Raw genomic sequence first — 26,134 nt, forward strand, 5'->3', positions numbered from 1 at the left:
ATACCGTCCGGACGGTACAGTGGCAAACGAGATACCCTTACCGGGTGAGCAGACCGCCCGCCTATCTCGACCACGCGGCGACCACGCCCATGCTGCCCGAGGCGATCGAGGCCATGACGGAGCAACTGGGCAGGGTCGGCAACGCCTCGTCGCTGCACGCGGCGGGCCGGCGGGTGCGCAGGGTCGTGGAGGAGGCGCGCGAGACCGTCGCCGACGCGCTCGGCGCGCGGCCCAGCGAGGTGGTCTTCACCTCCGGCGGCACCGAGGCCGACAACCTCGCGGTCAAAGGACTCTACTGGGCGCGCGCCCCGCGCAGGCGCATCCTGATGAGCGCGGCCGAGCACCACGCCGCCCTCGACCCCGCCCAGTGGCTGGCCGACAGCCAGGGCGCGAAGGTCGAGCTCCTGCCGGTCGACGCGACCGGGCGCGTCCACCCCGACACGCTGCGCGCCGCCATCGCCGCCGACCCCGACGACGTCGCCCTGGTCAGCGTCATGTGGGCCAACAACGAGGTCGGCACCATCCAGCCCGTCCACGTGCTCGCGGCCATCGCCCACGACCACGGCATCCCGTTCCACACCGACGCGGTGCAGGCGGTCGGGCAGCTCCCGGTGTCGTTCGCCGACTCCGGCGCCGACGCGCTCGCCGTCACCGGCCACAAGATCGGCGGCCCGATGGGCGTCGGAGCGCTGCTGCTGGCCAGGGGGCTGACCCCGGTCTCGGTGCTGCACGGCGGCGGGCAGGAGCGCGACGTCCGCTCCGGCACGCTCGACGCGCCCGCCATCGCCGGCTTCGCCGCCGCGGTCCGCACCGCCGTCAAGGAGCAGCAGGAGCAGCGCCGCCGCCTGACCGAGCTGCGCGACGAGCTCATCGAACGCGTCCGGCAGGCGGTGCCCGACGTGGTGCTCAACGGCGACCCCGACCACCGGCTGCCCGGCAACGCCCACTTCTCCTTCCCCGGCTGCGAGGGCGACGCGCTGCTCATGCTGCTCGACGCCAAGGGCGTGGAGTGCTCGACCGGGTCGGCCTGTTCGGCCGGCGTGGCACAGCCGTCCCACGTGCTGCTCGCCATGGGCGCCGAGCCGGCGGCGGCCAGGGGGTCGCTGAGGTTCACGCTCGGCCACACCTCGACCCGTGACGACGTCGACCGCCTGATCGAGGTGCTGCCCGCCGCCGTCGAGCGGGCCCGCCGCGCCGGCCTGAGCTGAGCCGCGTCCGCGCGCCGGGTCAGCTGACGAACGGGACGACCGCGCTCCACGCCGGGTCAGCTGCCACGTCGACGCGCGCCCGGCCCTCCCGCCAGCCCGCCGCCAGCTCGCGCAGCCGCTCGGCGGCGTCACCGTCCGGGTCGGCGTACACGTGCACGATCCGATGGCCCTCGGCGCTCAGGTGCACGGCGAGCACGGCCGCGGCGGCCGGCTCGGCCAGCAGTCCCGCCAGCCGCTCGTCGAACGCGCCCAGCGCCTCCACCGACTCCCCGGCGGGCAGGCCGTCGTCGTCGCGGTGGGCGTACGGCAACGTCACCATGACATGCTGCTCGAACAGCGGGAAGTCGACCGGCCGCAGCGGATGCCTGACCGTCGCCACCAGCGGCGCGCCCGAGGCCGTCTGCCCCTCCAGCAGCGCCCACTGCTCCTCCGTGTAGCCGGAGGCCAGGTCGGCGACCACGGCGGGCAGGTGCACGGCCGCCACGCCGTCGATCGGCTCGTGCGTCACCGTCCTGATCTCGCCCACCCAGCGGGCCACCTCGTCCTCGCCCAGCACCCGGTCGAGCGCGAGCAGCGCCGCCTCCATCCGGTCGTCCTCGCCCAGCTCGCCGAAGACGGGGTGGTAGGCGGCCACGTCCACCCGGGTGGCGCCGAGCGGGGCGCGCAGCCCGAGCACGAGCTTGCCCACCGGCACCTCGACACCGCCCGCCTCGACCGTCAGCTCCTGCGCCCGGGCGTTGGCCTGACGGGACGGATGGAACTCCCACAGCAGGTCGCCCGTGGGCGCCGCCCGGGCCCAGCGGTGCGCCAGCGGGCGCAGCTCGGCGTCGCCCGCGGCCGTCACGACCAGCGCGTGCGCCGCCTCCCTGCCCGGAGCCAGCTCCCAGACCAGATCCGGGTGGACGGCCCGCACGGCCGGGCCCAGCTCGGCGGCCAGCCCCGCGGTGTCGTCCGCCGCCACCAGGGCGTCGATCCGGGGCCTCGCGCCCTCCCACCACGCCCAGAACGTGGCGATGCCGTCGTCTTCCACGTCGCCCTTGCGGCCGAACAGTCGCATAGCCGTGCATCCTTCCAGAAGAGCGGGGTGGAGCGTGCCCGGGCACCGCGCGAAGCGCACCCTCCATCGGACAGTACTCTGGAACGGTCATGGGACTGCGTGTGCTTGCCGCCATGTCGGGCGGCGTCGACTCAGCCGTGGCCGCTGCTCGCATCGCCGAGGCCGGTCACGACGTCACCGGTGTGCATCTCGCCCTGTCGGCCAACCCCCAATCCCACCGCACGGGAGCCCGGGGCTGCTGCACGGTCGAGGACTCACGCGACGCCCGCCGCGCCGCCGACGTGATCGGCATCCCGTTCTACATCTGGGACATGGCCGAGCGCTTCCAGCGCGACGTGATCGAGGACTTCGTCGCCGAGTACGCCGCGGGCCGCACGCCCAACCCGTGCCTGCGGTGCAACGAGAAGATCAAGTTCGCGGCGGTGCTCGACCGGGCGCTCGCGCTCGGGTTCGACGCCGTGGCGACCGGCCACCACGCCCGGCTCGTCGACGGTGTGCTGTCGCGCAGCGTCGACGCGGGCAAGGACCAGTCCTACGTGCTCGGCGTGCTCACCCGCGAGCAGCTCGGCCACGCCATGTTCCCGCTGGGCGACTCCACCAAGGCGCAGGTGCGCGAGGAGGCGGCCCGGCGCGGCCTGACCGTGGCCGACAAGCCCGACAGCCACGACATCTGCTTCATCGCCGACGGCGACACGCGCGGCTTCCTGGCCGAGCGGCTCGGCTCGGCCGAGGGGCCGATCGTCGACCAGGCGGGCGAGGTGGTCGGCAGCCACCAGGGGGCCCACGGGTTCACGGTGGGGCAGCGCAAGGGCCTGCGCATCGACCGGCCGGCCGCCGACGGCAGGCCGCGCTACGTGCTGTCGATCGAGCCCGTGTCCAACACGGTGACGGTCGGGCCGCGCGCCGCGCTGGAGGTCACCTCCATCACCTGCGGGCCGCCCGTCTGGAACGGCCCGTCCGTCCTCGACGACCTGACCGTCCAGCTGCGCGCGCACGGCGAGGTCTACGGCTGCCGCATCGAGGAGTCGGACGGCGGGCTGCGCATCGAGCTCGACCGGCCCGCGACCGGGGTGGCCCCCGGCCAGGCGGCGGTGCTCTACTCGGGCGCCACCGTGATCGGCTCCGCCACGATCGCACACGCCGCCTGAGTCACACGCCGCCTGGTACGCACGCCGCCCGACGCACGCCGCCCGACGCACGCCGCCTGGTACGCACGCCGCCCGACGCACGCCGCCCGACGCGCGCCGCCTGGCGCGCGCGCCGCTAGGTACGCACGCCGCCCGACGCGCGCCGCCTGGCGCGCTGGGGTCTCAGCCCAGCGTGACCGACTCGCCGGCGGCCAGCCTGCGCATGTCGGCGCCCTGCTCGTCCGACTCGTGCTTCAGCCAGCTGTCCACGATGGACAACCCGGCGTCGTTGAGCAACCCGTCGTGCGTCGAGTAGGCGCGGGCCGGACGGATGGTGCGCAGATACTCGACCATCTCCATGCCCTTCAGCCATGGGGCGTTGGTCGGCACCAGCAGCGTCGGCACCTCCACGTCGGGCACCGTCAGCGCGTCACCCGGGTAGAACACCTCCTCGTCGAGCAGGAACCCGACATTCTGGACGATCGGCATGTCAGGGTGGTTCTTCGCGTGCCACTCGCCGAACACCCGCACCGCGAACCCCGCCGCCGTGAAGTCGTCGCCGTGCCGCACCACCTGCACCTTGGCCGGGACGCCCGACAGCTCCCCGGCGACGCCCTCGCAGGTCCACACCTCCAGCTCCGGCGTGGCCGACCTCAGGCGCTCGACGTCGAGATGGTCGAAGTGCTGGTGCGTGACGAGCACCGCGTCGGCGCCGTCGAGCGCCTCCGCCTCGCTGAACGCGCCCGGGTCGATGACGAGGACCTTGCCGTCCTTCTCCAGCCGGACGCACGCGTGACCGTACTTGGTGAGCCTCATCTCCGAGAGCCTACGCTTGTCCCATGTTGACGTGGGAAGCCACCGGGGTCGGGTCGCATCCCGGCAAGGATCATCTGGAGGCGGCGCGGGTCGTCTTCGGCGAGGTGCCCGGCCTGCCGTACCTGCCCGAGCTGCCGGCGCGCGGCGTGGGCGCCGACATGGTCGGCCGGACGGCGGCGCTGCTGGTGGACCTGCCGGTGGAGGTGCAGCCGTCGGGATGGCGGCTCACCGACCGCCCGGGCCGCGATCACCGCAGGGCCGTCGACCATCTCAGGCGCGACCTCGACGGGCTGGAGGAGGCCGGGCACGCCTACGAGGGGCCGCTCAAGGTGCAGGTGTGCGGGCCGTGGACGCTCGCGGGCGCGGTCGAGCTGCGCCACGGCGACAAGATGCTGTCCGACCACGGCGCGGTGCGCGACCTGACCGCCTCCCTGGCGCAGGGCGTCGCCGACCACGTGGCGGAGGTGCGGCGGCGGCTGCCCGGCGTCACCGAGGTCGTGCTCCAGCTCGACGAGCCGGGCCTGCCGGGCGCGCTGGCGGGCACGGTGCCGACCGCGTCGGGGTTCGGGCGGCTGGCCGCCGTCGAGGAGTGGCGGGTGGAGGAGTCGCTGCGCGCCTTCCCCGACCCCGTCGTCCACTGCTGCGCGCCCGCCGTGCCGTACGCGCTGCTGCGCAGGGCCGGTGTGCGGGGCGTGTCGGTGGACGCCTCGCTCGTCAGGCGGCGCGACGAGGACTCCCTGGGCGAGGCGGTCGAGGCGGGCATGGCGCTGCTGCTCGGCGTGGTGCCGGGCACCGACACCCGGCTGCCCGGCCCCGACGTGGTCGCCAAGCCGGCGCTGGAGCTGTGGCGGCGGCTGGGCTTCCCGCCCGACCGGCTGTCCCGCCAGGTGGCGCTCACCCCGGCCTGCGGGCTCGCGGGGGCGTCGCCGGCGTACGCGAGGGCGGCGCTGGGCGCCTGCCGCAAGGCGGCCCAGGTGCTCAGGGAGGACCCGGAGGGCGAGAGGCGGGAGCGGTGACCGCACCCACCCGGGACGGCGGTCCCTGAAGGGTCCGTGGCGGTCTCTCCGAGAGCCCGTGGGGCTCTCCTGAGAGGCCGTGGCGGTCTCCTCCGGGACCGTGGCGCTCTCCTGAAGGGCCGTGGCGGTCTCCTCAGGGACCGTGGCGGTCTCCTGAGGGGCCGTGGGGAGTGTTTGCCGACGGGCTTGTGGCGAGGTGTTGCCGAGGGGGCTTTGGCGGGTCTTGTCTAGGGGTTGTGACGGTTTCGCCGAGGGGTCTGTGACGGTCCTGTTGAGGAACCCGTGGCGGTTCGCGGGTGGTCCGATGGGGATGACCTGGGCCGTTCTTGTCGGTGCCGGGCGATAGCGTTTCCTCAGGTCGGGAACGCGGCGAGAGCGAAGGAGGACTCGCGTGAGCGAGCCAAGCGCCGGGGGCGTGCCGGTGGCCGCGCTGAAGCGGCACGCGGAGCTGACGGAGCTGGTCGAGGAGGCGCGCTGGCGCTACTACGTGCTCGACCAGCCGACGGTCAGCGACGCCGAGTTCGACGGCTGGTTCAGGGAGCTGCTCGCCCTGGAGGAGGCGCACCCGTCGCTCCAGACGCCCGACTCGCCGACGCAGAAGGTCGGCGCGCCGGTCTCGGGCGACTTCGCCAAGGTGCGGCACCTCGCGCGCATGGAGAGCCTCGACAACGCCTTCGACGCCGCCGACATGGCCGCCTGGCAGGCCAGGGCCGAGCGGCTGGCCGAGGGCGACCCCGGCCCCTACCTCGTCGAGCTCAAGATCGACGGCCTGGCGGTGGCCCTCGTCTACCGTGACGGCAAGCTGGAGCGCGGAGCCACCCGGGGCGACGGCCGCACGGGCGACGACGTCACCGCCAACGTCCGCACGATCAAGGGCGTCCCGCACCGGTTGCACGGCGACGACGTGCCCAGCCTGGTCGAGGTGCGCGGCGAGGTCTACATCCCGGTCGACGACTTCACCAAGCTCAACGAGCAACTCGTCGAGCAGGGCAAGCCCCCGTTCGCCAACCCGCGCAACTCCGCCGCCGGCACCCTGCGCCAGAAGGACCCGCGCATCACCGCCCAGCGCCCGCTGCGCATGATCGTCCATGGTGTCGGCGTGTGGGAGGGCGCGACGGCGCCGCGCGCCCAGTCGGAGGTCTACGACCGGCTGCGCGCGTTCGGGCTGCCGGTCAGCGACCTCTACCAGGTGGTCCAGGGCCTCGACGAGGTCAACGCGTTCATCGAGCACTACCGCGTGCACCGGCACGACCCGCCCTACGAGATCGACGGCGTCGTCGTCAAGGTCGACGACTTCCGCACCCAGCGCGAGCTGGGCTCCACCTCGCGGGCGCCGCGCTGGGCGATCGCCTACAAATACCCGCCCGAAGAGGTCAACACCAAGCTGCTCGACATCCAGGTCGGCGTGGGCCGCACCGGCCGGGTCACGCCGTTCGCGGTGATGGAGCCCGTCGTGGTCGCCGGGTCCACGGTCGAGCGGGCCACGCTGCACAACGCCGCGATCGTCGTCAAGAAGGGCGTGCTGATCGGCGACACGGTCGTGCTGCGCAAGGCCGGCGACGTCATCCCCGAGATCGTCGGCCCGGTCACGGCGCTGCGCGACGGCTCCGAGCGGGAGTTCGTCATGCCCACCCACTGCCCCGAGTGCGGCACCGAGCTGGCCTACGAGAAGGAGGGCGACGCCGACCTGCGCTGCCCCAACGCCCGCGGCTGCCCGGCGCAGATCCGCGAGCGCATCTTCTTCGCCGCCCGTCGCACCGCCCTCGACATCACCGGCCTCGGCTACGTCGCGGCGACCGCGCTCACCCAGCCGCTCCCGCCGCAGCAGCCGGCCGTGCGCACCGAGGCCGACCTGTTCGACCTCACGCTGGAGCAGCTCATCCCCATCAGGTCGGTGGTGCGCGACAAGGACACCGGCCTGCCCAAGATCGACCCCAGGACGGGGGAGCAGAAGGTCGTCTCGTTCTTCTCCAACGTCAACGGCCAGCCGAGCCAGAACGCGCTGACGCTCCTCCAGGAGCTGGAGGAGGCCAAACAGAGGCCGCTCGCGCAGGTCCTCGTCGCCCTGTCCATCCGCCACATCGGGCCGCCCACCGCCCGTGTCCTCGCCGACCAGATGCGCTCGATGGACGCCATCATGAACGCCTCGGAGGAGGAGCTGGCCGCCATCGAGGGCATCGGCCCCCGGATGGCCGCCACCATCCGTGAGTGGTTCGCGGTCGACTGGCACCGCGAGATCATCGAGCGCTGGCGGGCGGCCGGGGTTCGCATGGAGGACGAGCCGGCCCCGGAGAAGGGGCCGCAGACCCTCCAGGGCCTCACCTTCGTCGTGACCGGCACCCTCGACGGCTACACCCGTGACAGCGCGGCCGAGGCCCTCACCAGCCGGGGCGGCAAGGTCGCGGGATCGGTGTCGAAGAAGACGTCGTTCGTGATCGTGGGGGAGAACGCCGGGTCCAAGTACGACAAGGCGGTCAGTCTGGGGGTCCCGATCCTCGACGAGCAGGGCTTCGAGGTTCTCCTCAAGGACGGCCCGGAGGCGGCGTCCGCGGTCGCCGTCGCCCCCGAGACCGAGTAACCACCCCCACCCAGGGCCGGACCGTCCGGGAGGAGTCCCGTCCCACCACGCGGAACGCCGCCACCGCACAGGCAGGCGCCGCGCGTGAGCACGGCGCGCGGTAGGGCCGCGCGTGGAGACGTTGCGCGTGGAGACGTTGCGCGTGGAGACGCTGCGCGTGGAGACGTTGCGCGTGGAGACGTTGCGCGTGGAGACGTTGCGCGTGGAGACGTTGCGCGTGGAGACGTTGCGGCCCGCACGCTCGACGCCGACCCCGGCGTGCACGCCGTCGTCGTCTACGGCGGCGCGTGCGGGCCGCATGGAGATGTTGCGCAGCAGGTGTGGTCCCGCGCGGGAGGTGCGCTCGCCGGATGCGTGGGCCGTGTTGAGGGGTGAGTTGGTGCGTGCCGTGGTGGGGGTGCGGCGGAGCGGGCCTCGCTCGGTGGCGAGCGGCGCGTGGGGTGTGTGATCGCGTTTATCGGGCAGGCGCCGTCCCGTCAGCGCTCATGTGTCTCACTGGAAGGCCTTTCATGACTGTCGAACAGCCTGCCGTCTGCCCGAGGTGCCAGGGCGTGACCGTGGCCCTGCACGCCAGTGCCTACACGCCCGCTCGCGCACGGCTGATCCTCGCCAACGGCTACTGTCGCGGCCACGGGTACGACGTCGAGCGCAGCCCCGGACACGACGGGCATGCCGAGGTCACCACGCTCCCCGTCCGCGGTCAGCGGCATCGGGAGGAGCGCACCGGGTCCGACCTCGACGTCTTCCGGGTCAGCCACGCCGAGGTGTGACGAAGGCCCTGTCCGCCGATGCGCACTGCGGTCCCAGTCCGCAAGGGTGAGGGCGGGCGGTCCCCGAGAACGCCTCCACGGCGCGGAGCGCGGGGCCACCCGGAGGGCGCCGTGGCGCTGTCGTTCTGCCTGCTGCTGGCGCCCCCAGTGGCAGGTCGCCCGTCCGCTGCCGCGGTCGGTGATCTGTCCGGTGCGCCTGCGGAGGACTGCGGGCGGCGGGACGTGGTGGGCGGAACCTTGTGGCCCAGCGGGACGAGCGGGGCCAGCGGAACGACCAGCGGGACGGATGCGGACCGGAGAGACGGATGCGGGCCGAAGAGACGGGCGGGCCGGAGAGACGGATGCGGGCCTGAGGGACGTTGTGGGTCGGCGAGACGCTGGGCACGGGGTGAACCCGACAGGTCCGGGACGCAGGGTGTGACACCGTGCCGGGGGCGGTGCCCGCCCTGTCCGGTACGCCGCAGGCCGGTGTCTGCCCGGCGTGGCTCCTCGGCGGGGCTTGCCGAGTTTCCCCGCGAGGGCAGCGAATGGGGCGAAAACCCGCCCAGTAGGCACAGAGCGTCGATATGCTGTCTACACAGTGTTGTTTCCGGGCATATGTCCGAAAGGAGAAGTCACAGAACGTACGCGGTTGGTTTCGCGAAGTGGGGTAAAGGTCGTACCCTCCCATAGTGACCTGATGGGGGTTCTGTTTACCGATGACTGACCCAACCGACACCCGCGACACAGGACCACGCGTCGGCACGCCGCTGTGGGCGTACCTCGCGGGAGTCTCCCTGATCGGCTTCACCGCGCTGGTGGCGGCCATGCTCGGGCTCGACCCGGTCCCGCTGGCGGAGCTCGCGCGCACGCCGCTGTTCTGGGTGCTGGCCGTGCTGGTCGTCCTCGGTGAGCTGCGCCCCGTCATGGTGTCGTCGGCCACGCAGGTGGGCGGCACCTACCCCTCGACGATGTTCACCTTCGCCGTGCTGCTGCACCTGGGGCTGCCCGTGGCGGTGCTGATGCAGACGGTCGCCGTCGTGCTCAACGGGGTGGTGACCCGCAAGGCGTGGCATCGGGTGCTGTTCAACACCGCCCAGTCGACGCTGGCGTTGACCTCGGCCGCCGCCGTGCTCGGCGTGTTCGGGATCGTGCCCGCCCCCGAGGCGCCGTGGGTGCCGTCGGGGAGCGACCTCCCGGCGATGGTGCTGGCCGGTGTCGCCTACTTCACCGTCCGGGCCATGCTGGTGTGCGGGGCGGTGGCGCTGCACGAGCGGCGCTCGATCACCCGGGTGCTCAGGGCGTCGCTGGGCCCGCAGAGCCTCGTCTACGCCGGACTGCTCGGACTCGCGCCGCTGGTCGTGGTCGCGATGAGCCGCGCCCCCGAACTCGTGCCGCTGTCCGTGGCTCCGCTGGCGGCCGTCTACTTCACGGCCACGCTGTCCATGCGCCGCGACCACCAGGCGATGCATGACGAGCTGACCGGCCTGCCCAACCGCAAGATGCTGATCGTCAGCACCGAGGAGGCGCTGGCGGAGGCCCGCCAGGAGGAGCGGGTCGGCCTGTTCCTGCTCGACCTCGACCGGTTCAAGGAGGTCAACGACACGCTCGGCCATCCGGTGGGCGACCGGCTGCTGCAGATGGTGGCGCACCGGCTCACCCACTCCGTGCGGCCCGGCGACGTCGTGGCGCGGCTCGGCGGTGACGAGTTCGCCGTGCTGCTGCCGTCCATCAGGGACGCCCACGCGGCCCGCGAGGTGGCGGCCAGGCTGCGGGCCGCCCTCACCGAGCCCGTACGCCTGGAGGGCATGACGTTCGACCTCGACGGCTCGGTCGGCATCGCGCTCTACCCCGACCACGCGCCCGACTTCGAGCTGCTGCTCCAGCGCGCCGACGTGGCCATGTACCTCGCGAAGGAGGGACGCACCGGGGTCGAGCTCTACCAGCCCGACAAGGACCGCAACTCTCCCGAACGCCTCAACCTGCTGGGCGACCTGCGCCGCGCCGTCGACAACGGCGAGCTGACGCTGCACTACCAGCCCAAGGTCTGCCTCACCGACGGCACGGTGCACGGGGTGGAGGCCCTGCTGCGCTGGCGCCACCCGGTGTACGGGCCGATCGCCCCGGCGGAGTTCATCCCGCTGGCCGAGCAGTCCTACCTGATGCGCCAGCTCACCGCGTACGTCATCGACGCCGCGCTGCAGCAGGCGGCCCACTGGTGGCGCACGGGCCTGCGGGTGCGGGTCTCGGTCAACGTCTCGGCCCGCGACCTGCTCGGCTCGGCCCTGCCCGAGCAGCTGGAGCTGGGCCTGGCCCGGTACGAGCTGCCCCCGGCGGCGATCCAGCTGGAGGTCACCGAGCGCATCCTCATGGGTGACCAGGCCTACCTCCACGAGACGATCAAGGCGCTGGCGGCGCTCGGGGTGCCGCTCGCCCTGGACGACTTCGGCACCGGCTACTCGTCGCTGATCCGGCTGCAGCGCCTGGCCGTCTCCGAGGTCAAGATCGACGCGTCGTTCGTCCGGCGGATGGCCGAGTCGGAGGACGACGCCCGGATCGTGCGCTCCATCGTCGACCTGGTCCGTTCTCTCGGCCTGCGCTCGGTCGCCGAGGGCGTCGAGTCCGACGAGGTCGCCCTGCGGCTGGCCGAGATGGGCTGCGACCTCGGCCAGGGCTGGCTGTTCGGCCGCCCCATGCCCCCGGCCGACGCCACGGCCTGGCTGCAGGAGCGCCACGCCGGTGCCGACGTCGAGTACGCCTACCACCCCGAGGTCACCCAGACGGCCTGAGGATCGAAGTACACTTCGTCGAAGTACACTTCGCTATCTTGGACGGCCTGTGATCCCCAAGCCCGACCGCGTCTTCGCCCGTGACTTCGAGTGGCGCCACCTGGCCAGGTTCGCCGCAGGAGTGGGGCACCACCCTCAGCTCGGAGTCGTCAGTGGACGGCGTCGCCAGGGCAAGACGTTCCTGGTTGAGGCGCTGGTCAGGGAGACCGGCGGGTTCTACTTCGGGGCGACGGAGGCCACGGAGACCGAGTCGCTGAGCCTCTACGCCGACGCGCTCGCCGAGCACGTGGGCGCTCCCGCGCCGTTCCGGTTCGGCAGTTGGGACGAGGCCGTCCGCCAGACGTTCGCCATCGGCGCCGAGCGCCGAGACCTCATGGTGATCGACGAGTTCCCCTACCTGAGCAAGGTGTCACCCGCGCTCCCGTCGATCATCCAGCGGGAGATCGACCGGGCGATCGCCCGGGATGCCCCCGTCTCCCTGCTGCTGTGCGGATCGGCGATGTCGGTGATGGGCCGCCTCCTGGCGGGGGGCGCGCCGCTGCGCGGGCGGGCGTCGCTGGAGCTGGTGGTGCGCCCGTTCGATCACCGGACGGCGGCGGACTACTGGCGGATCACGGACCCCCGGCTGGCGGTGCGCACCCACGCGGTTGTCGGCGGCACGCCCGCCTATCTGCGGTTCGTCGGCGGTGACACGCCGCAGGGGCTCGACGACTTCGACGCATGGGTCCAGCGGACCGTCCTCGACCCTGGGACGCCGCTGTTCCGTGAGGCCCGCTACCTCCTGGAGGAGGAGTCGGACGTACGGGACTCGGCTCTCTACCACTCCGTGCTGGCCGCCGTCGCCTCCGGCAACGGCACCCGGGGCGGGATCGCCGGATACATCGGACGCAAAGCCGCCGACATCGGCCATCACCTCAACGTGCTGGAGGACAGCCACCTGCTTCGGCGGGAACCCGACGTCTTTCGCCCGTCCCGTTCGGTCTACCGCGTGCGCGAGCCGCTGGTGACGTTCTACCAAGTCGTGATGCGCCCTCGTTGGGGGCTGCTGGAGAGCGGGCGGGCGGCGCCCGTCTGGACGGACTCGCAGGGACGTTTCCATGACCAGGTGGTGGGCCCGCACTTCGAGGAGTTGTGCCGCCAGTTCGCCCGGATCGAGGACGTGTTCGGCGAACTGCCGGGAGAGGTCGGGGCCGGCGTGGTCACCGATTCCGAGCGTCGCGAGCAGATCGAGGTGGACGTCGTGGTCTTCGCGCCCGCGATGCCCGGCGAGCCCCGGCGGGTGCTCTCGCTGGGGGAGGTGAAGTGGGGCAGGAGGATGGGCCCGCGGCACAGCGCGCGGCTCAGGCGGGCCAGGGAGGTGCTCGGGGCGAAGGGCTACGACGTGCGGGACACCGTGCTGGCGTGTTACAGCGGGGCGGGATTCGACGGTGCTCTTGCCTCGGAGCCGGACGTGCGGACCGTGGGGTTGGGGGAGCTGTACGGGTGACGGCGGTCTGTGGTGTGTTTCCAGGTGGTTAAGGGTTCGGAGGCGTTCGGCCGACGCCCCTAGGATGTGAGTGTCCAAACTTCATCCACGAAACGGGTTCAACGACTCATGTCCGCCATAACCCGCGACGAGGTCGCACACCTGGCCCGGTTGTCCAGGCTGGCGCTCACGGACGACGAGCTCGACCACTACGCCACGCAGCTCGATGCCATCATCGAGTCGGTCGCGAAAGTAGCCGAGGTCGCCGCCGAGGACGTGCCGCCGTCGTCGCACGCGCTCCCGCTGACCAATGTCTTCCGTGCCGACGAGGTGCGACAGTCTCTCACCCCTGAGCAGGCCCTCTCCGGCGCTCCCGCCGTCGAGGACGACCGCTTCCGGGTGCCGCGCATCCTGGGGGAGGAGGCATGAGTCTGATCCACAGGACGGCCGCGGAGCTCGCCGCGCTGATCGCCGGTGGCGAGGCGTCGGCCGTGGAGGTCGCCGAGGCGCACCTCGACCGCATGGCCGAGGTCGAGCCGAAGGTCAACGCGTTCCTGCACGTGGACCGCGAGGTCACGCTGGCGCAGGCCAGGTCCGTCGACGAGCGGCTGCGGGCCGGTGAGCGGCTCGGCCCGCTGGCCGGCGTGCCGATCGCGCACAAGGACATCTTCACCACGCTCGACATGCCGACCACGGCCGCGTCCAGGATTCTCGAAGGCTGGCGCCCGCCGTACGACGCGACGGTCACGCGCAGGCTGCGCGAGGCCGGGCTGGTGATCCTCGGCAAGACCAACCTCGACGAGTTCGCCATGGGCTCCTCCACGGAGAACTCCGCCTACGGCCCGACCCGCAACCCGTGGGACCTCGACCGGATTCCGGGCGGTTCGTCGGGCGGGTCCAGCGCCGCCGTGGCCGCGTACGAGGCGCCGCTGTCCACCGGCACCGACACGGGCGGCTCGATCCGCCAGCCGGCCGCCGTCACCGGCATCGTCGGCATGAAGCCGACCTACGGCGGTTCGTCCCGCTACGGGCTGATCGCGTTCGCCAGCTCGCTCGACACGCCGGGCCCGTTCGCCCGCAACGTGCTCGACGCGGCGCTGCTGCACGAGGCGTTCTCCGGGCACGACCCGCTCGACTCGACGTCGATCGACGCGCCGGTGCCCTCCGTGGTGGAGGCTGCCCGCCAGGCCGACGTGTCCGGCATGCGGATCGGCGTCGTCAAGGAGTTCGGCGGCGACGGCTACCAGCCCGGCGTGCTGGCCCGCTTCAACGAGGCCGTGGCGCTGCTGGAATCGCTCGGCGCGAAGGTCGTCGAGGTGTCGTGCCCGTCCTTCGTGACGGCGCTGCCCGCCTACTACCTGATCGCGCCGTCGGAGTGCTCGTCCAACCTGGCGCGCTTCGACGCCATGCGCTACGGCCTGCGCGTCGGCGACGACGGCACCCGCAGCGCCGAGGAGGTCATGGCGCTGACCCGGGCCGCCGGGTTCGGTCCCGAGGTCAAGCGGCGCATCATGCTCGGCACGTACGCGCTGTCGAGCGGCTACTACGACGCCTACTACGGCCAGGCCCAGAAGGTGCGCACGGTCATCTCGCGCGAGTTCGAGGCCGCCTTCCAGCAGGTGGACGTGCTGGTCTCCCCGACGACGCCGACCACGGCGTTCCCGATCGGCGAGCGGGCCGACGACCCGATGGCGATGTACCTCGCCGACCTGTGCACGATCCCGACCAACCTGGCGGGCAACGCGGCCATCTCGGTGCCGTGCGGCCTGGCCGACGAGGACGGGCTGCCGGTCGGCCTGCAGGTCATGGCGCCGGTGCTCGGCGACGACCGCTGCTACCGGGTCGGCGCGGCCGTCGAGAAGGCCCTGGAGAGCCGCTGGGGCGGCCCGCTGCTGAAGGAGGCTCCGGCACTGTGACCGACACCGGGACGACCACGAAGATGGCCTACGACGAGGCGCTCAGCCGGTTCGAGCCGGTCCTCGGCCTGGAGACGCACGTCGAGCTGGGCACCGCGTCCAAGATGTTCTGCGGCTGCCCGGCGGCGTTCGGCGCGCCGCCCAACACGCACGTCTGCCCGACCTGCCTGGCGCTGCCCGGCGCACTGCCGGTGGCCAACGCGCAGGCGATCGAGTCGACGATCCGCATCGGCCTGGCGCTCAACTGCTCCATCGCCGAATGGTGCCGCTTCGCCCGGAAGAACTACTTCTATCCGGACATGCCGAAGAACTACCAGATCTCCCAGTACGACGAGCCGCTCTGCTTCGACGGCTACATCGACATCGAGGTCGACGGCAAGAGCGTGCGCATCGAGATCGAGCGGGTGCACCTGGAGGAGGACACCGGCAAGTCCACCCACATGGGCGGCGCGACCGGCCGCATCCACGGCGCCGACTACTCGATCGTCGACTACAACCGGGCCGGCATCCCGCTGGTCGAGATCGTCACCAAGCCGATCCCCGGCACCGACCGGCTGGCGCCCGAGGTGGCCAAGGCGTACGTGACCGAGCTGCGCGAGATCATGCGCTCGCTGGGCGTCTCCGACGTGCGGATGGAGGAGGGCTCGCTGCGCTGCGACGTCAACGTGTCGCTGATGCCGCGCGGCTCTTCGGAGTGGGGCACCCGCACCGAGACCAAGAACGTCAACTCGCTGCGCAGCGTCGAGCGCGCGGTGCGCAGCGAGATCGAGCGGCAGGCGGCGATCCTCGCCGGCGGCGGCCGCATCGTGCAGGAGACCCGCCACTTCCACGAGGACACCGGCACCACCACGTCCGGCCGGTCCAAGGAGGAGGCGCAGGACTACCGCTACTTCCCCGAGCCCGACCTGGTGCCCATCGCGCCCGACCCGGCATGGGTCGCCGAGCTGAAGGCGGCCCTGCCGGAGCTGCCGTCGGTCAAGCGCAAGCGGCTGCAGGCCGAGTGGGGCCTGTCCGATCTGGACATGGCGGCGATGCACAACGCCGACGCGATCGACCTGGTCGAGGCGACGGTCGCGGCGGGCGCCCCGCCGGCCGACGCGCGCAAGTGGTGGATGGGCGAGCTGGCGCGCCGCGCCAACGAGTCCGGCGTCGCGCTGGCCGAGCTGCCCATCACGCCCGCCCAGATCGCCCGGGTCACCGAGCTGGTGGCGTCCGGGTCGCTCAACGACAAGCTGGCCCGCGAGGTGCTCGAAGGCGTGCTGGCCGGCGAGGGCTCGCCGGACGAGGTGGTGGAGCGGCGCGGCCTCAAGATCGTCAACGACGAGGGTGAGCTGTCGGCGATCGTCGACCAGGTCCTCGCCGACAACGCCGACGCGGCCGACAAGGTCCGCTCCGGCAAGATCGCGGCGGCCGGCGCCCTGGTGGGCGGCGTGATGAAGGCCAGCCGTGGCAAGGCGGACGCCGCCCGCGCCCGGGCCATGATCCTGGAGAAGCTCGGCGTCTCCGAATAGTCCGGAGCATCACACGGGAAGGCCCCGCCGGTCCTCGGACCGGCGGGGCCTTCGCGCATCCCAGCAGCCTCCCCTGGCGCAGTACGTCCCTGGTGCCCGGGAATCGGCGGGTTATTCCTTGCGAGCCGGTGCGAGTTCCCGCCGCTCGGCCAGCTTGCGCACCACGGGGGTGAGCAGCGCGCCGAGCGACAGCAGGAGCAGCACCGCGGCGATCGGGCTCCGCACCAGGACGGTGACGTCGCCCGCCCCGATGGCCAGCGCCCGGCGGAGCTGGATCTCCGCCATCGGCCCCAGGATCATGCCGATCACCGCAGGCGCGATGGGCAGCCCGAAGCGGCGCATCGCGAACCCGAGCAGGCCGAGCACGAACAGCACGACCAGGTCGACCGCCGTGCCGTTGAGCGCGTAGACGCCCAGCGCGGCGAACAGGATGATCCCGGCGTACAGGTAGGGCCGGGGCACGCGCAGCACCCGCGCCCAGAGCGGCGCCAGGGGCAGGTTCAGCACCAGCAGCATCGTGTTGCCGATGAACAGCGATGCGATCATGCCCCACACCAGCGCGGGGTTGTGGTCGAACAGCTGGGGGCCGGGCTGCAGCCCGTACTGCTGGAAGGCGGCCAGCAGGATCGCGGCCGTCGCCGAGGTGGGCAGGCCCAGCGTGAGCAGCGGGACGAGGGTGCCCGCCGCCGAGGCGTTGTTGGCGGCCTCGGGCCCCGCGACGCCCTCGATGGCGCCCTTGCCGTACTCCTCGCGGGAGACGCCGCGCGCCAGCTTCTTCTCCGTCGCGTACGACAGGAAGGTGGGGATCTCCGCGCCGCCGCCGGGCAGCGCGCCGAAGGGGAAGCCGAACGCGGTGCCGCGCAGCCACGGCTTCCACGAGCGCGCCCAGTCGGAGCGGCCCATCCAGGCCCGGCCCACGGGCACCACCTCGGGAGCCGCGTGACGCAGCCGCGAGGCCACGTACAGCGCCTCGCCGAGCGCGAACAGGCCCACCGCGACGATCACCACGTCGATGCCGTCGAGCAGCTGCGGGACGCCCAGCGTCAGCCGCGCCTGCCCGGTCTGCTGGTCGATCCCGATCAGCCCGATGACCAGGCCGAGCCCCAGCGAGGCCAGCCCGCGCACCAGCGAGCGCGACAGCACCGCCGACACGCCCACGAACGCCAGGACGGCCAGCGCGAAGTAGTCCTCGGGGCCGAAGCCGATCGCGAAGTCCACCACCAGCGGAGCGGCCACGACGAGCAGCGCCGTGGCGATGGTGCCGGCCACGAACGAGCCGATGGCCGCCGTGGCCAGCGCCTGCGCCGCTCTCCCGCGCCGGGCCATCTTGTTGCCCTCCAGCGCGGTGATCATCGAGGAGGACTCACCGGGCGTGTTGAGCAGGATCGACGTCGTCGACCCGCCGTACATGCCGCCGTAGTAGATGCCGGCGAACATGATGAACGCGCTGGCGGGCGGCACGGTGAACGTGATCGGCAGCAGCAGGGCCACCGTCATGGCCGGCCCGATGCCCGGCAGCACGCCGACGAGGGTGCCGAGGGTGACGCCGACCAGCGCGAACAGGAGGTTGACCGGCGTCAGCGCCGCCGCGAAACCCTCCATCAGCAGCTGGAACGAGCTCATGTCAGATCACCCCCTGCAGCGGGCCGCCCGGCAGGGTGACGCCCAGCCCCTTGACGAACAGCAGGTAGGTGACGATCCCGAGGACCACGCCGACCACCGCGGCGCGCACCCTGTGCTCGGCGCCCAGGACCACCGACAGCCCGAAGAACAGCAGGGACGCGCCGATGATCCACCCGACCGTGTTCAGCACCGCGGTGAACGCCAGGAAGATCCCGCTCACCAGGGCGACGCTGCGCCAGTCGGCGGGCATGTCGCCGTCGATGTCCTCGCTCTCCTCCGGGTCGCCCCGCCCGCCGCGCAGCACGTCCACCACGTAGAACACGCCCACGACGATCATCGCGCCGCCCACCAGGATCGGGAAGAACCGCGGTCCGATGCCGAGCTGTGAGGCGGCCGCCGACACGTCGAGGGTGCCCACGATGACGAACACGCCCAGCCCCAGCACGACGAGCGCCAGGATCAGTTCGGGCCGCCACCACCCGCGCCGCCCCCCTTCGGGCGCGGCGCCGGCGGCGGGAGCCTCCGGTACGGGTGTGTCAGGCGACATCAGGACACGAGGCCCATCTCGGCGATGATGCCCTTGACCCGTGCCTGCTCGGAGTTGAGGTAGTCGGCGAACTGCTGGCCGGTCTGGAACGAGTCGATCCAGCCGTTCTTGGCCACCGCGTCCTTCCACACCTGGGTGTCGTGCATCTTGGTGACCAGGTCGGTCAGCGACTTCTTGGCGGCGTCGTCGAGGCCGCCGGGGGCCACGAAGCCACGCCAGTTGGCCAGCTCGACGTCCAGGCCGCCCTCCTTGAGCGTGGGCGCGTCGAGGTCGGCCAGCCGCTGGCCCGAGGTGACGCCCAGGGCGCGCAGCTTGCCGGACTTGACGTGCTCGGCGAACTCACCGACGCCCGAGATGCCGATGGTGACCTTGTTGCCGAGCAGCGCGTTCAGCGCCTCCCCGCCGCCGGAGTGGGCGATGTAGTTGACCTGCTTGGGGTCCACGCCCGCGGCCTTGGCCATCAGGCCCGCCACGATGTGGTCGGTGCCGCCCGCCGAACCGCCCGCGACCGACACCTTCGCCGGGTCGGCCTTCCACGTGGTCACCAGGTCGGACAGCGACTTGAGCGGCGACTCGGCCGGGACCACGACGATCTCGTACTCCTCGGTCAGCTTGGCGATGGGCGTGGTGTCGCTGAGCGTGACCTTCGACTTGTTCTGCTCGATCGCGCCCACCATGACCAGGCCCATGGTCATCAGCAGGTTGCCGTTGCCCTTCTCGCCCGCGAGCTGGGCGAGGCCGATGGTGCCGCCGGCGCCGGGCACGTTGTAGACCTCGTACTTGCGGTTCGGGTCGGCGGCCTTGAGCGCCTGCTCGGCCACCCGGGACGTCTGGTCCCAGCCGCCGCCCGGCGAGGCCGGCGCCATGATGCGGAGCGTGCCGGTGCCACCGCCGCCTCCGCTGGTCGTGTTTTCGCCGCAGCCGGTCAGCGCGGCCAGTGAGATCGCCGCGAGCGCGGCGAGGATGCGCAGACGCATGTGCACTCCAAGGGGGGATTCACGTTATGGAATCTGGATGGTGAAGTCCGTCCCCGGCAGAGTCGAGCTTTCTCTGATAGTAGTCGTTTAGTTCGTTTTGGTCGCGATCCCGCTGTGACCTGCGACTGTTTCCATGGGGCAGATGAGACGGGTTCGTGACGCCTCCCTCGGCACCCAGCTGTTCGTGCTGCAGATGGTGATCGTGCTGCTCGCCGTGGGCGGCACCACCGGCGTGTGGGCCACTCGCACCCGCGACCAGCTCGACTCGCTGCACCAGCAGCGGGCGCTGGCCATCGCCCAGTCGATCGCGGGGCTCCCGCAGGTGCGCGCGGCCTTCGACACGCCCCGGCCGGAGACGGTGCTGCAGCCGCTCGCGCTGAGCGTGCAGCAGTCCACCGGCGCCGACTACGTCGTCATCGCCAACCGCGAGCAGACGCGCTACGCCCACCCCAACGTCGCGCTGATCGGCCGCAAGCTGTCCACCGACGGCACGTCGGTCCTCACCACCGGCAGGAGCTGGGTCGGCACCGAGACCGGCACGATCGGCACCACGGTCCGCGGCAAGGCGCCCGTCTTCGACGAGTACGGCGACGTCATCGGTCTCGTCTCGGTGGGCGTGCTGGAGGCCACCGTCGTCGGCCAGCTCGCGGGCGCGCTGCCGCCGCTGCTGTGGACGGCGCTGGCGGTGCTGCTGGCCGGGCTGGCGGCGGCGGCGCTGATCACCGCACGGGTGCGCAGGCAGACCTTCGGCCTGGAGCCGAGCGAGATCGCCGCGTTGCTGGAGCAGCGCGAGGGGGTGCTGCACGGCGTCAAGGAGGGCGTGCTCGCCCTCGACCTCACCGGCAGGGTGACGCTCGTCAACGACGCGGCCCGCGAGCTGCTCGGCGAAGTCGGCGAGGACCTGACGCGGATGCCGGTCTCCGACCGGATGCGCGACGTGCTCGGGGGCGCCGACCCCGGCGCGGACCGGATCGTCCTGCACGGCGACCGGGTGCTGGTGCTCAACCGCACGCCGGTCTCCGTGCGCGGCCAGCACCGCGGCTGGGTGGTGACGCTGCGCGACCGCACCGAGCTGGTACGGCTGGCGCGCGAGCTGGACGACACCAGCAGCGCGACCGAGGCGCTGCGCGCCCAGGCGCACGAGTTCGCCAACCGCATGCACACGGTCGTCGGTCTGCTGGAGCTGGGCGAGCACGAGGCGGCCATCGGGTTCATCACCCGCGGCACCGTCGGCGCCTACGCGGCCGATCTGCGCCAACGGGTGCAGGACCCGACGCTGGCCGCGCTGCTGCTGGCCAAGTCCGCCGAGGCGGCCGAGCGCGGCGCCCGGCTGGTGCTCGCCGACGACTGCGACGTGCCCGACGGCGTGCTCGGCGACCCGCAGGACGCCGTGCTGGTGGTGGGCAACCTGGTCGCCAACGCCATCGACGCGCTCGACGGCGCCGCCGGAACGATCGAGGTGTCCGTACGGGCCGGCGCCGACGGCCTGCGCGTGCGCGTGGGCGACTCCGGGCCGGGCATCACCCCCGACCTGGTGGAGGAGGTCTTCAGGGAGGGCTTCACGACCAAGGCGGCCCAGTCGGGGCCCCGCGGTCTGGGACTGGCCCTGACCCGCCAGGCGTGCCTGCGCCGGGGCGGCTGGGTCCGGGTGCGCAACGACGACGGCGCGGTGTTCACGGCCCTGCTGCCGCCGCCGGTCGAGGCGGCCGTGCGATGACGGAGATCCGCGTCCTCGTCGTGGACGACGACTTCATGGTGGCGCGCATCCACGGCGGCTACGTCGCCCGCGTCCCCGGCTTCGAGGTGGTCGCGACCGCCCACAGCGGGGCCGACGCGCTCGCCGCGGTCGCACGGCACCGGCCCGACCTCGTGCTGCTCGACATCTACCTTCCCGACATGTCGGGCCTGGAGGTGCTCAAGGCGCTGGACGACGTCGACGTGCTCGTGATCAGCGCCGCCCGCGACGTGCCCACGGTGCGGGAGGCGATGCGCCGCGGCGCGGTCAACTACCTGATCAAGCCGTTCACCGCGACCGCCCTGGCCGAGCGGCTCCAGCAGTACGCCGAGACCCGCAGGCAGCTCACCGCGATCGGCCCCGAGGCGCGCCAGGACGAGGTCGACCGGCTGTTCGGGACGCCCAGCCCGGCGTCCGCGCTGCCCAAGGGACTGTCGCCGGCCACCTGCTCGCTGGTCGCCGACACGCTGCGCGAGGCGGGCCGCGACCTGTCGGCCGCCGAGGCCGCCGAACTGGCCGGTCTGTCGAGGGTCAGCGCCCGCCGCTACCTGGAGTTTCTGTGTGTGACGGGCCGGGCCGAGCTGCGGCCGCGCTATGGCACCGCCGGCCGTCCCGAGCATCGCTACCGGTGGATAGGTTGACACACTTCCGTAGCCAGATTCCGTGACATAGACGGATGTGCGTGCCTTACTGTTGCCTGAGAATCAGGCAGCGGAACGGGAGGAGATTGAGGCGTGGGTAACGCCAAGCCGATCCAATCACCGACCGATCCCTTCGCGTCTGTGCCGTTACCCTCCTCGGGCACCACGAGCCGGAGGCCGCGCATCGAGGGCCTGCCACCCGGAGTCTCCCGCGACATCTTCGGCGGCCCGGACGGCTCGGCCCAGCCGCCGTCCGGCCCCGCTCCGGCGGGCCCTTCGGCGGCCGACGCGCCGGGCGGCCCTACCGCCGGCGGGCTCGGCGGCGGCGCGCTGCCGCCCGTCACGCCGCCCGCCCAGCCGTGGCCGGTCAGCCAGGGCAAGCCGGGGTCGTCCGCCCGCTCGGCGGCGTTCGGCGCGGTGGGAGGCGCGGCCGACGGCCCTGAGCGGTCGTCGGCGTTCGAGGACCCCGAGCCGCCCCGGCGCCGCCGCGTGCTGCCCGGTGTGCTCGTCCTGCTGGTGGTGCTGGCGTTGCTCGCCTACCTGGTGCCGGCCGTGATGATGTCGGGCGCGGTGCTGCGCGGCACCAGCGTGGCGGGCATCGACATCGGCGGCCTGACCGTGACGCAGGCGGCCGACAAGCTCCGCACCGAGCTGGCCGCCAAGGTCAACAAGCCCGTCACCGTCGAGATCTCCGGCCGCAAGGAGACCGTCCAGGCCGACGAGGCCGGGCTCGAGTTCGACGTCGTCGCCACCATCAGCGAGGCGCGCAGCGGCTTCCCCAGCCCCGTCGACGTGTGGCGGGGCCTCACCAGCACGACCGAGCTGCAGCCGAAGCTCGCCATCGACACCTCCCAGCTCGTCCGGACCGTCGAGGGGCTCGCCAAGAGCCACGACAAGGAGCCCCGCGAGGGCCGCGTGGTCTTCGAGGGGCTGCGCCCGGTGGTGACCGAGCCCGAGGACGGCGTGCTGCTCGACCGCGACGACGCCGTCCGCCGCATCACCGACGCCTTCCTCAACTCCCGCCCCACCGCGGTGCTCACGCTCCGGCCCGCCAAGGCCCGGACCACCCCCGAAGCCGTCGCCGAGGCCAGGGCCCAGGCCCAACGGGCCGTCGCCGCGCCCGTCACGCTCGCCATCGGCGCCAAACGGGCCACGCTGCCGCCCGCCACGCTCGCCGCCCACCTCAGCTTCGTCGCCGACGGCGAGGGCGGGCTCGTGCCCCGGTTCGACGCCGAGGCGGCGCTCGCCGCCGTCGAACGCGATCTCGTCGACGAGAGCCAGGCGCCGCGCGACGCCACCTACCAGATCGTCGACGGCAAGCCCCGGCTGGTCACCGCCCGCACGGGCCGCGGAGTCGACGGCAGGCGGCTGGCCCGCGACGTGGCCAGGGTGATCGGGCGGCAGGGCGACAGGGTCGTGCCCGTGCGGCTGTCGGTAGTCCGGCCCGAGGTCGCCACCGCCGAGGTGAGCAACCTCGGCATCAAGGAGAACGTCGGCGAGTTCACCACCACCTTCGAGTGCTGCCAGCCCCGTGCCACGAACATCCAGCGGATGGCCGCCCAGCTCGACGGCCATGTCGTCAGGCCGGGGGAGACGTTCTCTCTGAACGACACCGTGGGCGAGCGCACCCGCGAGGCCGGCTACGTCGAGGCCGGCCAGATCGTCGGCGGCCGGATGGTCGAGATCGTCGGCGGTGGCGTCTCGCAGTTCGCCACCACCCTCTACAACGCGGCCTACTTCGGCGGGTTCGAGGAGATCGAGCGCACGCCGATGGACTACTACGCCGCCCGCTACCCGGCCGGTCGCGACGCGGCGCTGCTCTACCCCGACCGTGACCTGAAGTGGCGCAACGACTCGGAGTACGGCGTGCTGATCAAGACGGCCTCCACCGGCACGTCGGTCACCGTCACGCTCTGGAGCACCCGGCGCTACGACAAGGTCGAGGCCGTGGAGTCCGAACGCCGGGCCCCCACGGCGTTCCGGCGCACGACCAGCAGCGCGCCCGGATGCATCCCCACCGCCGGGACCGCCGGCTTCACGATCGACGTCACCCGCGTGTTCTTCAAGGGCGGCGAAGAGGTCAAGCGGGACGCGAAGCAGACCACCAAGTACCGGCCGCAGGCCCAGGTGATCTGCGCGTCCACCAACGACCCGGGCTGATCGTCCGCCGAGCGCTGCCGTGCTCGCCGGCCTCCTGCCCGATGCCGATCAGCCGCCCCTCGCCCGCCGGGCGGAGGGGCGCGGAGCAGCCGGTGATCGTCCCCGTGACGCTCACGCGCGGCCGGGGGTGACCGCCAGGATCCTGTCGTCGCCGTCGCGGGGCGATCCCCGGCCGTCCTTGTTGCTGGTCGACACCCACACCGTGCCGTCCGGGGCGGCCGTCACGCCGCGCAGCCGGCCGTACGTGCCGGTGAAGTGGGCGACCGGCTCGCCCGGCGAGCCGTCCTCGCCCAGCGGGACCTGCCACAGGCGCGCGCCGCGCAGCGCGCCCATCCACAGCGAGCCGCCCGCGTACGCCAGCCCGGAGGGGGAGGCGTCGGAGGTGGCCCAGGTGACGACCGGGTTCACGTAGCGGGAGTCGTCCCCCCGGCCCTCGACCTCGGGCCAGCCGTAGTTGGCGCCCGGCAGGACGAGGTTGATCTCGTCCCACCGGTTCGCCCCGAACTCCGAGGCGTACAACCTGCCGGAGGCGTCCCAGGCGAGGCCCTGCACGTTGCGGTGGCCGAGGCTGTAGACGAGCGTGCCGAACGGGTTGCCGGGAGCGGGGGCGCCGTCCACGGTCATCCGCAGGATCTTGCCGGCCAGCGAGTCGCGCCGCTGGGCGAGGTCGCCGTCGCTGACCTCGCCGGTGCCGGCGTACAGGTGGCCGTCGGGGCCGAACTCCAGCCGGCCGCCGTTGTGGACGGCCCCCTTGGGGATGCCCCGGACGATCACCTTCGGCTCGCTCACGCCGCTCTCGCCGAGGCGGTAGCGGACGATGCGGTTGTCCTCGGCGGCGGTGTAGTACAGGAACACCTGGCCGTCCCTGGCCGCCACGCCCATCAGGCCGCCCTCGCCGTCGGGCTCCACGCCCTCGACGACGCCCAGCTCGGTCACCTGCCCGTCGGCGGCCACGCGCAGCAGCCTGGCCGTGTCGCGCTCGGTCACCAGCGCGTCACCGCCGGGCAGGAACTCCATCGCCCACGGCACGGCCAGGTCGCGGGCCACCGTCCTCGGCTCCCCGGGCGGAGCGGCGGCCGACACCGCCGCCGTCGGCGTCACCTGGCCGTCGCCTCCCGACGCCGTTCCGCCCGCGCCGGAGCAGGAGGTCAGAGCCGCCACCGCCATGATCGTCAAGAGCTTCCTCATGTGTCCCATACTTCCTCGCGCGTCATAAGGTTTCCGGCATGAAGATCTGGGTTGCCTCCGAGGCCGTCGCCGGGGCCCTGTCCGACCTGCCCGGCGTGGAGTGCGTCGTCCACGACGGCAAGGGCCCGGAGCCCGGCGGGGCCGAGGAGGTCGAGGTGTGGATCCCGCCGCTGCAGGGCGTGCCCGACGTGCCCGGCCTGCTGGCCAGGATGAGCGCGTTGCGGCTGCTGCAGACGGTGACGGCGGGCGTGGAGCCGTACCTGCCGCACCTGCCCGAGGGCGTCGTGCTGTGCAACGCCCGCGGCGTGCACGACGCGGGCACCGCCGAGTGGGCGGTCGGCGCGATGATCGCGGTGCTGCGGGAGTTCCCCGGCTTCGTGGACGCCCAGCGCAGGGGTGAGTGGACCTACCACCACACCGGCGTGCTGGCCGACGCCACCGTGCTCATCGTCGGCTACGGCTCCATCGGCGCCGCGCTCGAACGCCGGCTCGAAGGCTTCGAGGTGGAGGTCGTCCGGGTGGCGAGGAGCGCCCGCGACGGCGTGCACGCCATGACGGAGCTGCCCGGCCTGCTGCCCGCCGCCGACGTGGTGGTGCTGCTCGTGCCCGCCACCCCCGACACGGCCGGGATGGTCGACGCTGCCTTCCTCGCCCGCATGAAGGACGGCGCCGTGCTCGTCAACGCCGCCCGCGGCGGCGTGGTCGACACCGACGCGCTCGTCGCCGAGCTGCGGAGCGGCCGGCTGCGCGCCGCGCTGGACGTGACCGCGCCCGAGCCGCTGCCGCCCGGCCACCCCCTCTGGAGCGCTCCGGGGGTGTTCATCACCCCGCACGTGGCCGGCAGCACCCCCGCGTCGATCCGCCGCACGCTCCGGCTCGTCCGCTCCCAGGTGCTGCGTCACCTCGCCGGTGAGCCGCTGGAGAACGTGATCACCGACGCCTACTGAGGACGCGTACCTGAGAGGAATCCGGAACGTGGCTGGCCCGTGACCTTCGGTGCGTACGGTTGCTGGTACCAAGTGCTTCCTGAC

Annotated in this window: 20 protein-coding genes; 14 read left to right on the forward strand and 6 right to left on the reverse strand. The window is 72.6% G+C overall.

Annotation, left to right across the window (positions count from 1 at the left end; translation table 11 throughout):
- Positions 1 to 44 precede the first annotated feature (44 nt).
- A complete protein-coding gene (locus CXR44_RS21440; RefSeq protein ID WP_281260292.1) occupies positions 45 to 1,208 on the forward strand; it encodes a cysteine desulfurase family protein in 1,164 nt (387 codons plus the stop codon).
- 19 nt (positions 1,209 to 1,227) lie between these two features.
- On the opposite strand, the gene CXR44_RS21445 is transcribed toward CXR44_RS21440, so the two are convergent.
- Positions 1,228 to 2,265, reverse strand: coding sequence for a DUF695 domain-containing protein (locus tag CXR44_RS21445; protein WP_101787874.1), 1,038 nt, complete (start codon positions 2,263 to 2,265; stop codon positions 1,228 to 1,230).
- Between the two features lie 89 nt (positions 2,266 to 2,354).
- On the opposite strand from CXR44_RS21445, the gene mnmA reads away from it, so the two are divergent.
- A complete protein-coding gene (gene mnmA, locus CXR44_RS21450) occupies positions 2,355 to 3,413 on the forward strand; it encodes a tRNA 2-thiouridine(34) synthase MnmA (protein WP_180903627.1) in 1,059 nt (352 codons plus the stop codon).
- Positions 3,414 to 3,575: 162 nt separating this feature from the next.
- On the opposite strand, the gene CXR44_RS21455 is transcribed toward mnmA, so the two are convergent.
- A complete protein-coding gene (locus tag CXR44_RS21455) occupies positions 3,576 to 4,208 on the reverse strand; it encodes an MBL fold metallo-hydrolase (protein WP_101787875.1) in 633 nt (210 codons plus the stop codon).
- Positions 4,209 to 4,231: 23 nt separating this feature from the next.
- Between CXR44_RS21455 and CXR44_RS21460 the strand changes: the two genes are divergently transcribed.
- The 8 genes from CXR44_RS21460 to gatB all read left to right on the forward strand — a co-directional run bounded on the left by CXR44_RS21460 (position 4,232) and on the right by gatB (position 16,232).
- Entirely contained in the window at positions 4,232 to 5,224 is a 993-nt protein-coding gene (locus CXR44_RS21460) for a methionine synthase (protein ID WP_101787876.1), read from the forward strand.
- A gap of 391 nt (positions 5,225 to 5,615) precedes the next feature.
- Complete coding sequence (gene ligA / locus CXR44_RS21465) at positions 5,616 to 7,802, forward strand: NAD-dependent DNA ligase LigA (RefSeq protein ID WP_101787877.1); 2,187 nt, start codon at positions 5,616 to 5,618, stop codon at positions 7,800 to 7,802.
- Positions 7,803 to 8,353: 551 nt separating this feature from the next.
- Positions 8,354 to 8,572 (forward strand): hypothetical protein, encoded by a 219-nt coding sequence (locus CXR44_RS21475; RefSeq protein ID WP_101787879.1) that lies wholly within the window; start codon positions 8,354 to 8,356, stop codon positions 8,570 to 8,572.
- Positions 8,573 to 9,270: 698 nt separating this feature from the next.
- Positions 9,271 to 11,340: a putative bifunctional diguanylate cyclase/phosphodiesterase gene (locus tag CXR44_RS21480; RefSeq protein ID WP_101787880.1), complete on the forward strand. Its 2,070-nt coding sequence runs from the start codon at positions 9,271 to 9,273 to the stop codon at positions 11,338 to 11,340.
- A 49-nt stretch (positions 11,341 to 11,389) separates the two neighbouring features.
- Positions 11,390 to 12,826: an ATP-binding protein gene (locus CXR44_RS21485; protein ID WP_101787881.1), complete on the forward strand. Its 1,437-nt coding sequence runs from the start codon at positions 11,390 to 11,392 to the stop codon at positions 12,824 to 12,826.
- A gap of 108 nt (positions 12,827 to 12,934) precedes the next feature.
- The gene (gene gatC / locus CXR44_RS21490) at positions 12,935 to 13,234 is read left to right on the forward strand and encodes an Asp-tRNA(Asn)/Glu-tRNA(Gln) amidotransferase subunit GatC (protein WP_101787882.1); all 300 of its coding nucleotides are present in this window, start codon (positions 12,935 to 12,937) and stop codon (positions 13,232 to 13,234) included.
- Positions 13,231 to 14,721, forward strand: a complete 1,491-nt coding sequence (gene gatA / locus CXR44_RS21495; protein WP_101787883.1) for an Asp-tRNA(Asn)/Glu-tRNA(Gln) amidotransferase subunit GatA — start codon at positions 13,231 to 13,233, stop codon at positions 14,719 to 14,721. Before gatC ends, gatA begins: the two co-directional genes overlap by 4 nt.
- Before the next feature lie 23 nt (positions 14,722 to 14,744).
- Positions 14,745 to 16,232: an Asp-tRNA(Asn)/Glu-tRNA(Gln) amidotransferase subunit GatB gene (gene gatB, locus CXR44_RS21500; RefSeq protein ID WP_101788053.1), complete on the forward strand. Its 1,488-nt coding sequence runs from the start codon at positions 14,745 to 14,747 to the stop codon at positions 16,230 to 16,232.
- 111 nt (positions 16,233 to 16,343) lie between these two features.
- Here gatB and CXR44_RS21505 read toward each other — a convergent pair whose 3' ends face one another.
- The 3 genes from CXR44_RS21505 to CXR44_RS21515 are packed head-to-tail and all read right to left on the reverse strand — an operon-like array spanning position 16,344 to position 19,379.
- Positions 16,344 to 17,855 carry a tripartite tricarboxylate transporter permease gene (locus CXR44_RS21505; RefSeq protein WP_101787884.1) on the reverse strand — a complete coding sequence of 504 codons (1,512 nt, stop codon included), beginning with the start codon at positions 17,853 to 17,855 and terminating at the stop codon, positions 16,344 to 16,346.
- A gap of 1 nt (position 17,856) precedes the next feature.
- On the reverse strand, positions 17,857 to 18,402 hold the full coding sequence (locus CXR44_RS21510; protein ID WP_101787885.1) for a tripartite tricarboxylate transporter TctB family protein: 546 nt from the start codon (positions 18,400 to 18,402) through the stop codon (positions 17,857 to 17,859).
- Positions 18,402 to 19,379: a tripartite tricarboxylate transporter substrate binding protein gene (locus tag CXR44_RS21515; protein ID WP_101787886.1), complete on the reverse strand. Its 978-nt coding sequence runs from the start codon at positions 19,377 to 19,379 to the stop codon at positions 18,402 to 18,404. Before CXR44_RS21515 ends, CXR44_RS21510 begins: the two co-directional genes overlap by 1 nt.
- Positions 19,380 to 19,521: 142 nt before the next feature.
- Between CXR44_RS21515 and CXR44_RS21520 the strand changes: the two genes are divergently transcribed.
- The 3 genes from CXR44_RS21520 (at position 19,522) to CXR44_RS21530 (ending at position 23,915) form a co-directional block, all read left to right on the forward strand.
- A complete protein-coding gene (locus CXR44_RS21520; RefSeq protein ID WP_245899303.1) occupies positions 19,522 to 21,096 on the forward strand; it encodes an ATP-binding protein in 1,575 nt (524 codons plus the stop codon).
- A complete protein-coding gene (locus tag CXR44_RS21525; RefSeq protein ID WP_101787888.1) occupies positions 21,093 to 21,755 on the forward strand; it encodes a response regulator in 663 nt (220 codons plus the stop codon). Before CXR44_RS21520 ends, CXR44_RS21525 begins: the two co-directional genes overlap by 4 nt.
- Before the next feature lie 141 nt (positions 21,756 to 21,896).
- Positions 21,897 to 23,915 (forward strand): VanW family protein, encoded by a 2,019-nt coding sequence (locus tag CXR44_RS21530; RefSeq protein ID WP_144070041.1) that lies wholly within the window; start codon positions 21,897 to 21,899, stop codon positions 23,913 to 23,915.
- A 111-nt stretch (positions 23,916 to 24,026) separates the two neighbouring features.
- On the opposite strand, the gene CXR44_RS21535 is transcribed toward CXR44_RS21530, so the two are convergent.
- Positions 24,027 to 25,103, reverse strand: coding sequence for a PQQ-dependent sugar dehydrogenase (locus CXR44_RS21535; RefSeq protein ID WP_101787890.1), 1,077 nt, complete (start codon positions 25,101 to 25,103; stop codon positions 24,027 to 24,029).
- Between the two features lie 38 nt (positions 25,104 to 25,141).
- Here CXR44_RS21535 and CXR44_RS21540 point away from each other — a divergent pair, with 38 nt between their 5' ends.
- On the forward strand, positions 25,142 to 26,050 hold the full coding sequence (locus CXR44_RS21540; RefSeq protein ID WP_101787891.1) for a 2-hydroxyacid dehydrogenase: 909 nt from the start codon (positions 25,142 to 25,144) through the stop codon (positions 26,048 to 26,050).
- The last annotated feature ends 84 nt before the right edge of the window (positions 26,051 to 26,134 follow it).

Source organism: Nonomuraea indica (assembly GCF_002850745.1).
GTDB lineage: Bacteria > Actinomycetota > Actinomycetes > Streptosporangiales > Streptosporangiaceae > Nonomuraea > Nonomuraea indica.

Bases quoted from the DNA above. Each gene is read 5' to 3' on its own strand.
- CXR44_RS21455 (WP_101787875.1), bottom strand. From the start codon at position 4,208: ATGAGGCTCACCAAGTACGGTCACGCGTGCGTCCGGCTGGAGAAGGAC.
- gatB (WP_101788053.1), top strand. From the start codon at position 14,745: ATGGCCTACGACGAGGCGCTCAGCCGGTTCGAGCCGGTCCTCGGCCTG.
- CXR44_RS21510 (WP_101787885.1), bottom strand. From the start codon at position 18,402: ATGTCGCCTGACACACCCGTACCGGAGGCTCCCGCCGCCGGCGCCGCG.
- CXR44_RS21505 (WP_101787884.1), bottom strand. From the start codon at position 17,855: ATGAGCTCGTTCCAGCTGCTGATGGAGGGTTTCGCGGCGGCGCTGACG.
- CXR44_RS21525 (WP_101787888.1), top strand. From the start codon at position 21,093: ATGACGGAGATCCGCGTCCTCGTCGTGGACGACGACTTCATGGTGGCG.
- CXR44_RS21460 (WP_101787876.1), top strand. From the start codon at position 4,232: ATGTTGACGTGGGAAGCCACCGGGGTCGGGTCGCATCCCGGCAAGGAT.
- CXR44_RS21480 (WP_101787880.1), top strand. From the start codon at position 9,271: ATGACTGACCCAACCGACACCCGCGACACAGGACCACGCGTCGGCACG.
- CXR44_RS21445 (WP_101787874.1), bottom strand. From the start codon at position 2,265: ATGCGACTGTTCGGCCGCAAGGGCGACGTGGAAGACGACGGCATCGCC.
- CXR44_RS21515 (WP_101787886.1), bottom strand. From the start codon at position 19,379: ATGCGTCTGCGCATCCTCGCCGCGCTCGCGGCGATCTCACTGGCCGCG.
- CXR44_RS21535 (WP_101787890.1), bottom strand. From the start codon at position 25,103: ATGAGGAAGCTCTTGACGATCATGGCGGTGGCGGCTCTGACCTCCTGC.
- CXR44_RS21540 (WP_101787891.1), top strand. From the start codon at position 25,142: ATGAAGATCTGGGTTGCCTCCGAGGCCGTCGCCGGGGCCCTGTCCGAC.
- CXR44_RS21520 (WP_245899303.1), top strand. From the start codon at position 19,522: ATGAGACGGGTTCGTGACGCCTCCCTCGGCACCCAGCTGTTCGTGCTG.
- mnmA (WP_180903627.1), top strand. From the start codon at position 2,355: ATGGGACTGCGTGTGCTTGCCGCCATGTCGGGCGGCGTCGACTCAGCC.
- gatC (WP_101787882.1), top strand. From the start codon at position 12,935: ATGTCCGCCATAACCCGCGACGAGGTCGCACACCTGGCCCGGTTGTCC.
- gatA (WP_101787883.1), top strand. From the start codon at position 13,231: ATGAGTCTGATCCACAGGACGGCCGCGGAGCTCGCCGCGCTGATCGCC.